The sequence below is a fragment of the Streptomyces sp. NPDC051109 genome (genome assembly GCF_044455885.1).
Classification (GTDB): domain Bacteria; phylum Actinomycetota; class Actinomycetes; order Streptomycetales; family Streptomycetaceae; genus Streptomyces.
In genome coordinates this window covers 207318-221458 of sequence record NZ_JBITFF010000001.1, presented here as the reverse complement: position 1 = coordinate 221458, position 14141 = coordinate 207318, and the positions used below count along the sequence as shown (strand labels likewise).

12 protein-coding genes and 1 pseudogene are annotated in these 14141 nt (G+C 73.5%); 10 read left to right on the top strand and 3 right to left on the bottom strand.

The genetic code is table 11. The annotated features are described in order from the left end of the window. Positions 1–98: 98 nt before the first annotated feature. Positions 99–863, bottom strand: coding sequence for a phosphatase PAP2 family protein (locus ACIBAD_RS00915; RefSeq protein WP_398903461.1), 765 nt, complete (start codon positions 861–863; stop codon positions 99–101). A 165-nt stretch (positions 864–1028) separates the two neighbouring features. Beyond that, the gene (locus ACIBAD_RS00910) at positions 1029–1991 is read right to left on the bottom strand and encodes an alpha/beta hydrolase (protein WP_134068042.1); all 963 of its coding nucleotides are present in this window, start codon (positions 1989–1991) and stop codon (positions 1029–1031) included. A gap of 246 nt (positions 1992–2237) precedes the next feature. Between ACIBAD_RS00910 and ACIBAD_RS00905 the strand changes: the two genes are divergently transcribed. From ACIBAD_RS00905 to ACIBAD_RS00860, 10 genes and pseudogenes are all read left to right on the top strand, one after another. Then, entirely contained in the window at positions 2238–2741 is a 504-nt protein-coding gene (locus ACIBAD_RS00905; RefSeq protein WP_134068041.1) for an ATP-binding protein, read from the top strand. Between the two features lie 169 nt (positions 2742–2910). Beyond that, positions 2911–4542, top strand: a pseudogene (locus ACIBAD_RS00900) (AMP-binding protein); the annotation flags it as partial. Positions 4543–4686: 144 nt separating this feature from the next. Next, the gene (locus ACIBAD_RS00895; protein ID WP_398903956.1) at positions 4687–5118 is read left to right on the top strand and encodes an acyl-CoA thioesterase; all 432 of its coding nucleotides are present in this window, start codon (positions 4687–4689) and stop codon (positions 5116–5118) included. Positions 5119–5170: 52 nt separating this feature from the next. Further along, complete coding sequence (locus tag ACIBAD_RS00890; RefSeq protein ID WP_398903458.1) at positions 5171–7474, top strand: FAD-dependent monooxygenase; 2304 nt, start codon at positions 5171–5173, stop codon at positions 7472–7474. A 9-nt stretch (positions 7475–7483) separates the two neighbouring features. Beyond that, the gene (locus tag ACIBAD_RS00885) at positions 7484–8689 is read left to right on the top strand and encodes a carbon-nitrogen hydrolase family protein (RefSeq protein WP_398903455.1); all 1206 of its coding nucleotides are present in this window, start codon (positions 7484–7486) and stop codon (positions 8687–8689) included. Next, complete coding sequence (locus tag ACIBAD_RS00880) at positions 8686–9840, top strand: cupin domain-containing protein (RefSeq protein ID WP_398903454.1); 1155 nt, start codon at positions 8686–8688, stop codon at positions 9838–9840. Before ACIBAD_RS00885 ends, ACIBAD_RS00880 begins: the two co-directional genes overlap by 4 nt. Positions 9841–9857: 17 nt before the next feature. Beyond that, positions 9858–10781, top strand: coding sequence for a fumarylacetoacetate hydrolase family protein (locus ACIBAD_RS00875; protein ID WP_398903452.1), 924 nt, complete (start codon positions 9858–9860; stop codon positions 10779–10781). 36 nt (positions 10782–10817) lie between these two features. Further along, entirely contained in the window at positions 10818–11600 is a 783-nt protein-coding gene (locus tag ACIBAD_RS00870; RefSeq protein ID WP_398903450.1) for an Asp/Glu racemase, read from the top strand. Between the two features lie 61 nt (positions 11601–11661). Continuing rightward, the gene (locus tag ACIBAD_RS00865) at positions 11662–12492 is read left to right on the top strand and encodes a PaaX family transcriptional regulator C-terminal domain-containing protein (protein WP_134068037.1); all 831 of its coding nucleotides are present in this window, start codon (positions 11662–11664) and stop codon (positions 12490–12492) included. A gap of 193 nt (positions 12493–12685) precedes the next feature. Further along, a complete protein-coding gene (locus ACIBAD_RS00860) occupies positions 12686–13243 on the top strand; it encodes a DUF3291 domain-containing protein (protein ID WP_398903447.1) in 558 nt (185 codons plus the stop codon). A gap of 2 nt (positions 13244–13245) precedes the next feature. Here the strand turns inward: ACIBAD_RS00860 and ACIBAD_RS00855 are convergent, their stop codons facing one another. Continuing rightward, complete coding sequence (locus ACIBAD_RS00855; protein WP_134068035.1) at positions 13246–14100, bottom strand: DMT family transporter; 855 nt, start codon at positions 14098–14100, stop codon at positions 13246–13248. Between the last annotated feature and the right edge of the window lie 41 nt (positions 14101–14141).

Genomic DNA, 14141 nt, shown 5'->3' with positions numbered 1-14141 from the left:
CGCTGGGAGGTGCCCCCACCGCGTCGCCTCCCTCGTCCGCCTAGCGATCCACGGCGCCCGCAGCCGCTCCCCGATCCGGCCTGATCGACAAGACCCCCCTAGCCCCTCGCGGTCCGCCCCGGCCCCGGTGGTGCTCCGGTCTGTCGGGTCTGCGCGGGGGCCGCTCGCACCCGCCCGTCGCGCTCCCGGGCGAGGGCGGGGGAGAAGGCCCACCACGCCAGCAGCGCGACCCCTGCGCCGGCTGCCGCACCCGCCACCGTGTCGCTGAGCCAGTGGGCGTGCAGCCAGGTCCGGCTCCACATCATGGCCAGCGTGAACGCCGCCCCGCCGCCCCACCAGGCCCGCCGCCGGGCGGCCGGGACCAGCAGGACGCCGACCAGGACGACGAGCAGGGCAGCCCCCGCCGCATGGCCCGAGGGGAACGAGCCGTGGTCGACGCGGACCATCGGGCTCGCCGGGCGCGGACGGTCCACCAGGTGCTTGAGGCCCTGCACCACGAGCATGCCGCCCACCAGGTGCACGCCGAGCAGGAAGCCCGCCGAGACCCGGCGTCCGCGGACGAGCAGGAAGACCAGCAGCGCGAGCGGTACGACCACGCCCAGCGGGCCGCCGAACCAGTCGAGGACGGCCGCGACGGCCGCGGGCAGTCCCCCGTGCGGGCCTCCCATCCACTCCAGCCACCGCTCGTCCGCACCCTGGAACGGCGGGTTCGCGACGTCCGTGCGGACGGTGAGGGTCAGCGCCGCGGCCGAGCCGAGCATCAGTACGGCCAGGAGCAGGGTGCCGGGACTGCGGGGCGGCCGGTCCGCCGCCTGCGGCCCGGCCGCGGCGGCGGGCGGGGGAGTGAGCGTGTGCCGGGACATGACTGCCTTTCGACGTACGCGTGGGGGCGCGGCCGGGCCGCGCCCCCACGGTGGGACTGGTCTGCGAAGCGGTGTCCGGGCCGGGCCGTGTCTTTCGGATCGGGCCGGATCAGCCCGCGGTGCCGGACACGGCGGCCCGGCACGACCCGAAGGACGCGGCCCGGATCAGGCTCCCGCGCCCAGGTGGCGGGCCAGGAACGCCACGCTCTGCGCGACGATCGCGGGGATGTCGGCGGAGCCGAGGAAGATGTGGTCGGCGTCCGCCACGGGCTGCAGCGTCACCTCGCCGCCCGCGCCCGTCAGCGCCTCGGCGAGGATCTCGCTCTGGCTGTACGGGACGAGCCCGTCCGCGGTCCCGTGGACCAGCAGGAACGGCGGCGGGTTCGAGCCGGGGACGGCGTACGTGACCGGGCTCGCGGCCCGAGCCGGCTCCTCCTGCTCGGCCACGGGAACGCCCAGCAGGGCGTCGTACGGGTTCGGGAACTCGGCACCGGTCGGCATCGGCAGCGGGTGCGCGGCCAGGGCGACCAGGTCGTGGACCCCGTACCAGTCGACGACGGCCAGGATGCCGGTGTCGCCGGAGCCGACGCCGTGGGAGCCCTCCAGTGCCGCCAGGGTCTCGGCGTCCGCGCTGCCGGGGCGGACGAGCCCGGCGAGCGCGGCCAGGTGACCGCCCGCCGACTCGCCCCAGACGCCGATCCGGTCCGGGTCGATGCCGAGGCCCGGGGCGAACTGCCGCACGTAGCGGATCGCGGCCTTGACGTCGTGCAGCTGGGCCGGGAAGGGGGCTTCGAGGCTGTGCCGGTAGTCGATGGAGACGAGCGCGAGCCCGGCGCCCAGGACCGCACCGTGCAGCAGGGCGGCGGGCACGGTCGGCGGCGGGTAGCGGCGGTCGCCGTCCAGCCAGCCGCCGCCGTGGATCCAGACGACCGCCGGGAAGGGGCCCTCGCCCGCCGGGAGTTGTACGTCGAGCAGTCTGGGGCGGTAGCCGGGGGTGGTCGCGTACGTGATCCCGTCGAAGCGGCGTGCGCCGTCGGCGCCGGTCACGGGTGTGACGGGCGGCCGGTACGGAGGGGGCGGCCAGGTCATGTCGGCGATGTCGAACTCGGCCGGGGGGGATTGCGTCATTGAGGCTCTTCCCGATTCGGTGTGCGGCCTCGGCGGCCGGCGGGTCCGGTGCGGGCGGTCCGGGCTTCGTAACGTTTTGTCCGAAATGCTTGCGCGGGCACCGGGGGAGGCTTAGCGTGTTACACGTGTAATCACAACTCTAGCGACGCGTTTCCGCTGACCACAAGCCCAAGGGGCATCTGAGTTCCCGGGCAGTTACACGAGACACTCGCAGCGGGGCGTCGCCTTCCCCTTCGGGAGCACGTCATGCTCACCACCGCCACCCTCCCCGCCGGAGCGGGCGCCGCAGGCGCCGTCGCGGACACCGCGGCCGTCGGTGCCCCGGATTCCCCCCGCCTCCGCATCCGAGGCTTCGCCCACTGGGTGGCGGAGCCCGCCCCGGCCGCCGTCCCGCTGCTGCGGACCCGCGTCCGGGCCGTCCTGGAGGGCTGGCCGGTCTCCGCCGAGGCGGTGGACGTCCTGCTGCTGGCCGTGAGCGAGCTCGCCGGCAACGTCGTCCAGCACGCCGCCGCCGGCGGCCGGATGCGGGTCGGGCTGTCCATCGACGGGGGATGGCTGCGGCTGGAGGTCGCCGATCAGGGGGTCCGGCCGTCCCGGCCGCCGCACCCCGCCGACGAGGTCGACCCGGGCGCCGAGAGCGGCCGCGGGCTGCTGATCGTCCAGCTGCTCGCGGCCGAGGCGGGCGGCGAACTCTCCGTCGCGGCAAGCGAGTCCGGCACCTCCGTGCGGGTCTTCCTGCCGGTCTCCTGAATGCACGCGGCTCCCGCGGCCGGCCCGGAGGTCTCACGGGTGCGGCCCTGAGGCGTCGCGGCGGCGACCCGGTGTCCGTCAAAAATATCGAGCAATGTTGACGGGCGCAAAATTATCGAGATAACTTCCATGCGTCTCCCCCGCTGCTCCCTGATTGAGGTGCCGCCCCATGGAGCTCTCCCCTTCCGCCCACGCCGACTCCTTCTGCAGAGACCGGCTGCCGGCCTTCCCCCTCTGGCCCGAACTCCACTTCGACCTCCCCGAACTGGACTACCCGGACCGCCTCAACTGCGCCGCACGCCTGCTCGACGAAGCCGTCGAGCGCTGGGGCCCCGACCGCCCGTGTCTCCTCACCCCGACCGAGCGCTGGACGTACGGCGAGCTCCGGCAGCGCGCCAACCAGGTCGCGCAGGTGCTCACCGAGGACTTCGGCCTCGTACCCGGCAACCGCGTCCTGCTGCGCGCCCCCAACAACCCCTGGCTCGTGGCCGCCTGGTTCGGCGTCCTCAAGGCGGGCGGAGTCGCCGTCACGACGATGCCGCTGCTGCGCGCCGCCGAACTCACCGAGCTCTGCGAGATCAGCCGCCCCGCCGTCGCCCTCTGCGACCACCGCTACGTCGACGAACTCGCCGCCGCCGCGGCCCAAGCCCCCGCAGGCCCGCCGGTTCTCGCGTACGGCGGCCCCGGCGTCATGGACCTGACCGCGCGCTGCGCGGCCAAGAGCGGCGTGTTCGCCACCGTCCCCACCGCCGCGGACGACGTGGCGCTGATCGCCTTCACCTCCGGTACGACCGGGCGGCCCAAGGCGACCCTGCACTTCCACCGCGACGTCCTCGCCAACGCGGACACGTTCTCGCGGCACGTGCTCCGGCCCCGGCCCGACGACGTCTTCACGGGTACGCCGCCGCTCGCCTTCACCTTCGGGCTCGGCGGGCTCGTGGTCTTCCCGCTGCACGTCGGGGCCGCGACCCTGCTGATCGAGCAGGCGACCCCGGAGCAGCTGGCCGACCTGGTCGCCGCGCACGGCGTGACCGTCCTGTTCACCGCGCCCACCGCCTATCGCGCGATCATGGCGGCCGGTGCGGTGGGCCGACTGGCCGGCCTGCGCCGCTGCGTGTCCGCCGGAGAGGCGCTGCCCGCCGCCGTGTGGGAGGAGTTCCACGCCGCCACCGGGCTGCGCATCATCGACGGCATCGGCGCCACCGAGATGCTGCACGTCTTCATCTCCGCGGCCGACGAGGACATCCGGCCGGGCGCCACCGGCCGGCCCGTGCCCGGGTACCGCGCCGCCGTGGTGGACCAGTACGGCGAGCCCGTCGCCGACGGGCAGCCCGGCCTGCTCGCGGTCACCGGACCCACCGGCTGCCGCTACCTCGCCGATCCGCGCCAGACGGCGTACGTCAGGAACGGCTGGAACATCACCGGCGACACCTACGTCCGCGATGCGGACGGCTACTACTGGTACGTCGCCCGCAGTGACGACATGATCGTCTCCTCGGGCTACAACATCGCGGGCCCGGAGGTCGAGAAGGCCCTGGCCGCCCATCCGTACGTCGAGGAGTGCGGGGTCGTCGGCGCCCCCGACGAGCGGCGCGGCATGCTGGTCAAGGCGTACGTCGTGCTCGGCGCCGGGGTCCCGGCGGACGAGGCGACCGTCCGCGAGCTGCAGACCCACGTCAAGGGGGCCATCGCCCCCTACAAGTACCCCCGTGCCGTGGAGTTCGTCCCGCGGCTCCCGCGCACCGGCAACGGGAAGCTCCGGCGCGGCGAACTGCGCGCGTGGGCCCGGGCCTCCGCACCGGCGCCGGTCCAGCCGGTTCCGGCGCAGCCGCAGCCGGAGCCCGCCGGAGCAATCCCCGGTGCCCCGGCCCCGACCGCCCCCGCCGAGGCCGACACCGGCTGCGCCGCAGGCTGCCCGGAGGCCCTCGTCCCGCGCCACCCCGGCGTGGTCATCGAGCGCCGCGTCGAATGGCCCGACACGGACGCCGCCGGCCATTACCACCACTCCACCGTCGTGCGCTGGGTCGAAGCGGCCGAGGCCGTACTGCTGCGCCGCCTGGGTCTGGCGCACCTCTTCGGCAGCACCCCGCGCGTCCACTTCGAGGCCGACTACCGGGCCCGCCTCTGGTTCGGCGAGGCCGTGCGGATCGAGCTGAGCGTCGCCAAGGTCGGCTCCAGTTCGCTGACTTACGTGTTCACGGTCCAGGGCGAGGAGGGCGTCGAAGCCGCCACCGGGCGGATGGTGGTCGCCCACTCCGCCGCCCGTGCGACCGGGACCACCCCCTGGCCCGCCGACGTGCGCGAGGTGCTGACGAAATCGGGCCCGCAGGCGCCCGAACTCCTCACCCTCCCCGCGAGGAATGTCGAACGTTGTTGACGGTCGCCAAATTTGCGCCATATGTTGTTCCGGAACCACGAGGAGGTACGCCGTGCGCGTAGCAGTCATCGGAGGAGGGCCCGGCGGGCTGTACTTCGCAGCCCTGGCCAAGCAGCTCTCCCCCCACTGGGACGTCACCGTCTGGGAGCGCAACGCCCCCGACGACACGTTCGGCTTCGGGGTCGTCTTCTCCGACGAGACCCTCGACGGCATCGCGCAGGCCGATCCCGAGGTCTACGCGGCCATGTCGGCGGAGTTCGCCCGCTGGAGCGACATCGACGTCACCCACCGGAGCCGGACCCTCACCTCCGGCGGCCACGGCTTCGCCGCCCTCGGCCGCCGGCAGCTGCTGCGGATCCTCCAAGAGCGCTGCGCCTCGCTCGCCGTGGACGTCCGCTACCGCACGCAGTCCCCGCCGGCCTCCGAGCTGGCGGCCTCGTACGACCTCGTCGTCGCCTGCGACGGCGTGCGGTCCGCCACCCGCGCCGCCTACGCGGACACCTTCGGGCCCGATCTGGACGAACGCTCGGGCCGCTACATGTGGCTGGGCACGGACAAGGTCTTCGAAGCGTTCACCTTCCTCGTCGAGGAGCGGGACTTCGGCACCCTCCAGGTGCACGCCTACCCCTACGACGACACCCGCTCCACCTTCATCGTGGAGATGGACGAGGCCGCCTGGCGGCGGGCGGGCTTCGCGGAGTTCGCGGACCGCGACCACCCGCCCGGCACCAGCGACCTCGACAGCATCGGCCGCTGCGAGGAGCTGCTCGCCGAGCACCTCGACGGGCACCGGCTCCTGCCCAACAACTCCAAGTGGCTGCGCTTCACCACCGTGCGCAACCGGACCTGGCGCCACGAGAACGTGGTCCTGCTCGGGGACGCCGCCCACACCGCCCACTTCTCCATCGGCTCCGGCACCAAGCTGGCCATGGAGGACGCCCTCGCCCTGGCCGCCTGCCTGCACGAGCACCCGGACGTGCCGCGCGCGCTCGCCGCGTACGAGGACGAGCGCCGCCCGGTGGTGGAATCCACCCAGCGCGCCGCCCAGGCCAGCCTCGAATGGTTCGAGAACATCGGCCGGTACGTGGACCAGGAGCCGCCGCAGTTCGCCTTCAACCTGCTGACCCGCAGCCGCCGTGTCACCTACGACAACCTGCGGGTGCGCGACGAGGAGTTCACCGCCGCCGTCAACTCTTCCGCTCCCGTGCCGCCGATGTTCAGCCCCTTCCCCCTCGGCGGACTGCTCCTGCGCAACCGGGTCGTGGTGCCGCCCACCGCCCTCGGCACGGCGAGGGGCGGCGTCCCGGGCGACTTCGACCTCGTCCACCTGAGCACGCAGGCCCTCGGCGGTTCCGGGCTGGTCCTCGCCGGGATGACCGCCGTCAGCGCCGAAGGCCGCAGCACCCCCGGCTGCCCCGGCCTGTACACCGACGAACAGGAGGCCGCCTGGCGGAGGATCACCGAGTTCGTCCACGGCCAGTCCGACACCTGCCTCGGCGTCCAGCTCACCCATGCCGGCCGCCGCGCCGCCGCCGGCGACGCCCCGCCGATCGCGGCCTCGGCCGTCGCCTGGGACGAGCGGAGCCCGCTCCCGCGGGAGGCCACCGCGGCCGATATGGACCTCGTCGTACGGGACTTCGTCCGTGCGGCCCGGCGCGCCGACCGGGCCGGCTTCGACGCACTGGAACTCCAGTACGGGCACGGTCAGCTGCTCTCCGGGTTCCTCTCGCCGCTGACCAACCTGCGCACCGACGAGTACGGCGGCGGCCTCGCCGGGCGGCTGCGCTTCCCGCTCGAAGTGCTGCGCGCGGTACGGGAGGTGTGGCCCGCCGGCAAGGCCCTGCTCGTCCGGATATCGGCCGCCGACTGGGCCGAGGGGGGCATCAGCGAGGCCGACGCCGTGGCCGTCGCCCGGGCCCTCGCCGAGGCGGGGGCCGACGGGATCGACGTCTCCACCGGCGAGGTCGTGGCCCACGAGCGGCCCCGCTACGGCCGCAGCTACCAGACCCCGTACGCCGACCTGATCCGCAACGCCACGGGGGTGCCCACCATCGCCGTCGGGGCGATCTCCACGTACGACGACGTGAACTCGATCATCCTGGCCGGCCGGGCCGACCTGTGTGGGGTGGGCCGCGCCCAGCTCCACGACCCGCTGTGGACCCTGCACGCCGCGGCCGCCCAGGGCTACCGCGGGCCCGCCGCGCCCTGGGCGCCCGGCTGGCAGGCGGGCAGCGGCAGACCGCCCGCCGCCCGGACCGACCGGGTCCCGCCGCGCCTGGAACTGCTGCGGCAGCCCGCCGCGCCGGTACACCAGCGCTGGCTCCCACGCCTCGCCGCCACCGCGCCGGCCAACTGAGGAGACCCGATGGAGACCCTGCCGCCGAACGAGCCGCCGCCGAACGAGCCGCCGCCGAACGAGCCGTCCCCGAACGAGCCGTCCCCGAACGAGCCGCCGCCGAACGAGCCGTCCCCGAACGAGCCGCCGCCGAACGAGCCGCCGCCGAACGAGCCGTCCCCGAACGGCCCGTCCCCGAACGGCCCGTCCCCGAGCCGCCCGCCCCTGCCCCTGAGTCACCTGCCCCGCTTCACGGCGGCGGCCGTCCAGGCCTCGCCCGTCTACCTCGACCCCGCCGCCACCGTCGAGAAGGCCGTCGCGCTCATCGCGGAGGCGGCCGCGAACGGCGCCGAACTCGTCGTGTTCCCCGAGGTGTTCGTCCCCGGATATCCCTACTGGAACTGGACGATGAACCCCGTCCAGGGCTCGCCCTGGTTCGAGCGCCTGCAGCGCGCCTCGGTCGACGTCCCCGGCCCGTACGTCGACGCCCTGCGCGCGGCGGCCCGCCAGTACGGGGTCGTCCTCGTCATCGGCGTCAACGAGCGCGCCGCGCACAGCCTCGGCGTCCTCTACAACACGCTGCTCACCATCGGATCCGACGGCCGACTCCTCGGCGTGCACCGCAAACTGGTGCCCACCTGGGCCGAGAAGCTCACCTGGACCGGCGGCGACGGCAGCTCCCTGCGCGTGCACCCCACCCCCGTCGGCCCGCTCGGCGCCCTCGCCTGCGGCGAGAACACCAACACGCTGGCCCGGTTCACCCTGCTCGCGCAGGGCGAACTCGTCCACGCCTCCTGCTACATAGCCCTGCCCGTGGCCCCGGCCGACTACGACATGGCCGACGCCATCGCCGTCCGTACCGCCGCCCACAGCTTCGAGGGCAAGGTCTTCTCCGTCGTCTCCTGCTCCACCGTCTCCCCGGAGATCGTGGACCTGCTCGCCGGGGACGACGAGGAGCTGCGCGCCCTGTTCCAGCGGCCCCGCAGCGCCCTGTCCGGGATCTTCGGCCCCGACGGCCGCCCGGTCACCGAACCGCTCGTCGACGACGAGGGCATCGTCTACGGCGAGATCGACCTCGGCCGGTGCATCCAGCCCAAGCAGATGCACGACATCACCGGCCACTACAACCGCTTCGACATCTTCCGCCTCGAAGTCGACAACCGCCCGCGCCCGCCGGTGACCTTCACCGCGCCGCCCGCCGGCCCCCGGAACACCATGCCTGAGGAGGACGTATGACCATCGAGCAGGACGACACCGTGCTCGGCCGCGCCCGGGTCTTCGACACCCCCGAGCTCACCGCGTACTACGGCGAGCTCGAAGCCCTGGACGCCGGCGCCCTGTGGACCGTCGCCAACGACATCGAGCCCTGGTACCCGCAGCCCGAGTCCGTTCCCGTGCTGTGGCGTTACGAGGAGCTTCGGCCCCTCGTCCACAAGGCCCTCGGCCTGGTCAAGGCCGACGACGCGGGCCGGCGGGTCGTGATGCTGGTCAACCCCGGCCGCAAGGACGTCAGCGCCGCCGCCGGCCTCCTCTACACCGGGCTCCAGATCATGGGCCCCGGCGAGGCCATGACCGCCCACCGCCACCAGGCCGCCGCCCTGCGCTTCGTCCACGAGGGCACCGGCGCCTGGACCGTCGTCGACGGCCAGAAGCTGAAGGTCGGCCCGCGCGACTTCGCGATCACCCCCAACGGCACCTGGCACGAGCACGGCAACGACGGCGAGGACGGGCCGGTGATCTGGCAGGACGGCCTCGACATCCCGCTCGTCAACGCCTTGGACGCCGGGTTCTACGAGGTACACCCCGAGCTCCACCAGACGCCGGGCCAGGTGGTCGACTCCTCCGTGCTCCAGTACGCCGCCAACCTGCTCCCGTACGGCTCGGAGCGCTGGAGCCGGCCCTACTCGCCGCTGCTCGCCTACCCCTGGGAGCCGACGTACGAGGCCCTGCTCGGCCTGGCCAAGGCGAGCGAGGGCTCCCCGTACGACGGTGTCATCGCCGAGTACGCGAACCCGGTCACGGGCGGCCCGGTGATGCCCACCATGGGTGCCCACATGCAGCTGCTGCGCCCCGGGCAGGCCACCCGCGCCCACCGGCACACCGGCTCGGTGATCTACACGGCCGCCAAGGGGCACGGGGTCTCGGTCATCGCCGGACGGCGCTTCGATTGGCGCCAGGGCGACATCTTCTGCGTCCCGTCCTGGGCCTGGCACGAGCACCACAACCTGGACGCTTCCGAGGACGCCTGCCTGTTCTCCTTCAACGACTTCCCGGTCATGCGCTCGCTCGGCTTCCACCGCGAAGAGGCTTACCCGGACAACGACGGCCACCAGCCGATGCCCGCCGCCGCGCCGGACGCTGCCGCAGCCCCGACCGCCACCGCCTGACCCCGAGGAGCCCCACCATGCGTCTGCTCACCTTCAGCACCGGCGCCGCCACCGGCGAGGGCGCCCCGCGCCTCGGCGCCGAGGCCGACGGCCTCGTCCTCGACCTCGCCGTCCTGGCCGACCACGCCGGCGCGGACCTCCCGCGCGATCTGCTCTCCTTCGTCCAGGCGGGCCCCGCCGCCCGGGAGGCCGCGACCCGCCTCCTCGACGCCTATGCCGACGCCTCCGCCCGCCCGGAGGGGGCCGTGCACCGGCTCGAAGACGTCACCCTGGCCGCCCCGCTGCGCCCCGGCAAGATCATCGGCGTCGGCCTCAACTACGTCGAGCACGTCGAGGAGTCCAGCCGCAGCCTGGACACCGACAAGGAACTCCCGCCCCGCCCCGTCCTGTTCAGCAAGCCCGCCACCGCCGTCACCGGCCCCGGCGCGCCGATCCTCCACAACGGCGACCTCACCCAGCAGCTCGACTGGGAGTGCGAACTGGCCGTCGTCATCGGCCGTACCGCCTTCCGGGTGAGCGAGGAGGAGGCCTACGGGCACATCTTCGGCTTCAGCATCGTCAACGACGTCAGCGCCCGCGACCAGCGCCGCTCCGGCCAGTGGTTCTTCTCCAAGGGGCAGGACTCGTACGCCCCCTTCGGCCCGGTGGTGGTCACGGCGGACGAGATCCCCGACCCGATGGCCCTCGACCTCTCGCTGCGCGTCAACGGCGTCACCAAGCAGAAGTCGAACACCCGGCACATGCTGTTCCCGATCGCCCGCCTCATCGCCGACATCAGCTCCGGCGTGACCCTGGAACCCGGCGACGTCATCGCGACGGGATCGCCGTCCGGGGTCGGCGCCGGCATGGTGCCGCCGGAGTTCCTGGTTCCCGGTGACACCGTCGAGGCGACCGTCGAGCGCATCGGCACCCTGTCCAACCCCGTCGTCGACGCCCGCTGACCCCCGTACCCCACCCGTACGCCCCGAGGAGTACCCGTGCCGCCGCCCCGCACCTACCGCATCGGCCAGATCGTGCCGAGCTCGAACGTGACCATGGAGACCGAGGTCCCCGCCATCTTGCGCGCCCGCCAGGCGGTCCTGCCCGACGAGAGGTTCACCTTCCACTCCAGCCGGATGCGCATGACCCATGTGACCCCGGAACAGCTCAAGGCGATGGACGCCGACTCCGACCGCTGCGCGGTGGAGCTGTCGGACGCCCGGGTCGACGTGCTCGGCTACGCCTGCCTGGTCGCGATCATGAGCATGGGCCTCGGTTACCACCGCACCTCGGAGCGGCGCCTGCACACCCGCACGGTCGAGAACGGCGCCCCCGCACCCGTCGTCACCAGCGCGGGCGCCCTCGTCCACGGACTGCACACCATGGGCGCCCGCAAGATCGCCCTGCTCGCCCCGTACATGCGCCCGCTCACGCGGACCGTCGTGGACTACCTCACCCACGAGGGCATCGAGGTCCTCGACTACGAGGCCCTCGAAATCCCGGACAACCTCGACGTGGCCGCCCACGACCCGGCCCGGCTGCCCGGGCTCGCCCGCGCCCTGGAGTACGCGGACGCCGACGCGGTCGTTCTCTCCGCCTGCGTGCAGATGCCCTCCCTGGGCGCCATCGAGGAGGCCGAGCAGCTGCTGGGCAAGCCGGTGGTGTCGGCGGCCGTCTGTACCGCCCACCAGATGATGCGCGCCCTCGACCTGCCGGCGGTGGCCCCGGGCGCGGGCCATCTGCTCTCCGGCGCGTACGCGCAGGCGCCGCTCCCGCAGTAGGGGCGGGGGCCGCGGGAGAGGGGCTGGATATGATCGCGACCGCGCACAACGGAAGGCGATCATGTCGGACAGCCCCCCCAGGCCCAGCTCGTTGATCAACACGGTCTACGGAGCGTTCCTGCGCCGTCTCGGCGGCTGGATCTCCATCGCGGACCTGATCACGCTGATGGGCGAGCTGGACGTCGACGGCCCGGCGGTGCGGTCGGCGATCTCGCGGCTCAAGAAGCGCGGCGTACTGGAACCGGAGCGCCGGGGTGCCACCGGGTACCGGCTCAGCCCGGCGGTGCACCCCGTCTTCGACGAGGGCGACCGCCGCATCTTCGCCAGCCTCGAACCCGCCGACCTGGCCGACGGCTGGGCCATGGCGGTGTTCTCCGTACCGGAGTCCGAGCGCTCCCACCGCTACCAGCTGCGCACCCGGCTGACCTGGCTCGGCTTCGGCAACATCGCGCCGGGTGTGTGGCTGGCCCCCGGGCGGCTGCTCGACGACGCCCGGGTGATGCTCGTACGGCTGGGGCTGAGCGAGTACGTGCACCTGTTCTCCGCCGACTACGCCGCCTTCAGCGACCTGGCGCAGACGGTGAGCGACTGGTGGGACTTCCCGGCCATCCAGACCCAGTACGCGGCCTTCACCGACACGTACGCCCCCGTCGCCGCGCGCCTCGCGGCCGAGGGCGAGCCCGACCCGGCCGAGGCCTTCCGCCACTACGTGCCGCTGCTCACGCAGTGGCGCCGCCTCCCGTACCTCGACCCGGGCCTGCCGACCGAACTCCTGCCGTCCGACTGGAACGCGGTGGCGGCCCGCCAGCTCTTCCAGCAGCTCCACGCGGTCCTGCTGGACCCGAGCCTGCGCCACGTCCGCGCGATCACGGGCCTGGAGGACACGGCCTGAGCGGTCGCCCTCCCGGCCACCGCGACGACCGGTGCAAGAGGCCACTCGGACGCGGAAAACGCAACTTCGACACGGGCGGCGGAGGCGGCTACCTTCACCTGGTCCTCGGCGATCGCCCACGGTCGCACAGGAGTTCTTCCGGACCGAGCCGGCCGCGGGTCCGCACCACGCACCCCCAACCAGGGAGAGACGCATGCCCCGTCTTGCGCTGTACACGTTCGGCGTCCTGAAGTCACCTCTCGCCGATCCCGCCCCTCTCACGCGCGAGTTCTACGACGTCGGTGAGGCCGTCTACCGGAAGATCAGTCAGCACCCCGGGTACCTCGCGCGTGCCGAAGCGGCAGGCGGCGACCGGGGCATGCTCTTCGACGCGGACTGGGGCGCATGGGGAGAGTTCGCCGTACCGACCTGGTACGGCAAGGGCCGCACGGTGGAAACCACCGCCCTGGCCACGACCCTCTCGCTCTGGACCGACCTGCGCCCCGCCTTCGACGCCGTCTACAGCGGTCTGCACCGCGAGGCGCTGAACAGGCGTTACGACTGGTTCGAGAGGACGGGGCACCCGAACTACGTGTTCTGGTGGGTACCCGACGGCGCGATACCCACCTGGCAGGACGGGGTTTCCCGGCTGGAACACCTCCGTGACCACGGCTCCGCGCCGCACGCCTTCACCTACCACCACCCGTTCACCCCGGAGGGAACTGCGACCAGGATCGAAGGCATCGGGCCGAAGGGCGACCAGGTCCGCTGACATCAGGGGGCGCCCGTGCCCGCCCGGGCCAGGGCGACGACGCCCCCGCAGACCAGCGCCACGCCCAGCAGTTGGGGCAGCACCCACCAGCCCGTCCGCAGGTGCTCCTCGTACAGGACCACTCCGAGTGCGACGCTGATGCTCGCGTCGCCCAGCGTCAGCGCGGGCTGAGAGGCGACCAGCGGCCCGCCCTGCATGGCGTGTTCGAGCAGCAGCAGGGCGCAGATGCCGGTCGCCCCGAAGGCGTACGTCTGCCATGCGGTCAGGAACCCGACGACGCCGTGCTCGGTCAGCACGTACACGGAGTGCTTCATCAGGGCGGCCGTGATCGCGTAGCAGACGGCGGTGGCCGCCCCGAGGCAGCCGGCCCGGGCGCGCCCGGGCGGGCGGCGCAGCCCGGCCACCGCCAGGCCCGCGACGAGGGCCGCGCACGCCGCGAGGGCCGGGATCCACCGGTCGACCGGCACGTGCGTCCGGTTCCCGGTGGGGGAGGCCGCGGCGAGCGCCACCCCGAGCCCGGCCACCACCCCCGCCACGGCCAGCCACAGGGCCCCCGGCAGCCGCCGCCGGGCCACCAGTGAGGCGATCAGCAGCGCGAGCGGCAGCTCCAGTACGAACAGCGGCTGTACGAGGACCAGCGCACCGGTGGCCAGCGCCGCGGCCTGCCCCACTCCGGCGGCGATCACGGCCAGGATCCCGGCGACCCACACGGGCCGCCGCAGCAGGTCGAGGACCAGCCCGAACCGGAAGCCCCTGCTCTGCGGAACGGTGAGGGCGGCCCGCCGCTGGAGCACGGTGGCCAGCGCATTGCTGAGCGCCGCGAACAGCGCGAAGAAGACCGGCAGCACGACGCCCATCCGCCGATCCTCAGGGCGTCCGGGCGGCCCCGGCCCGCCGA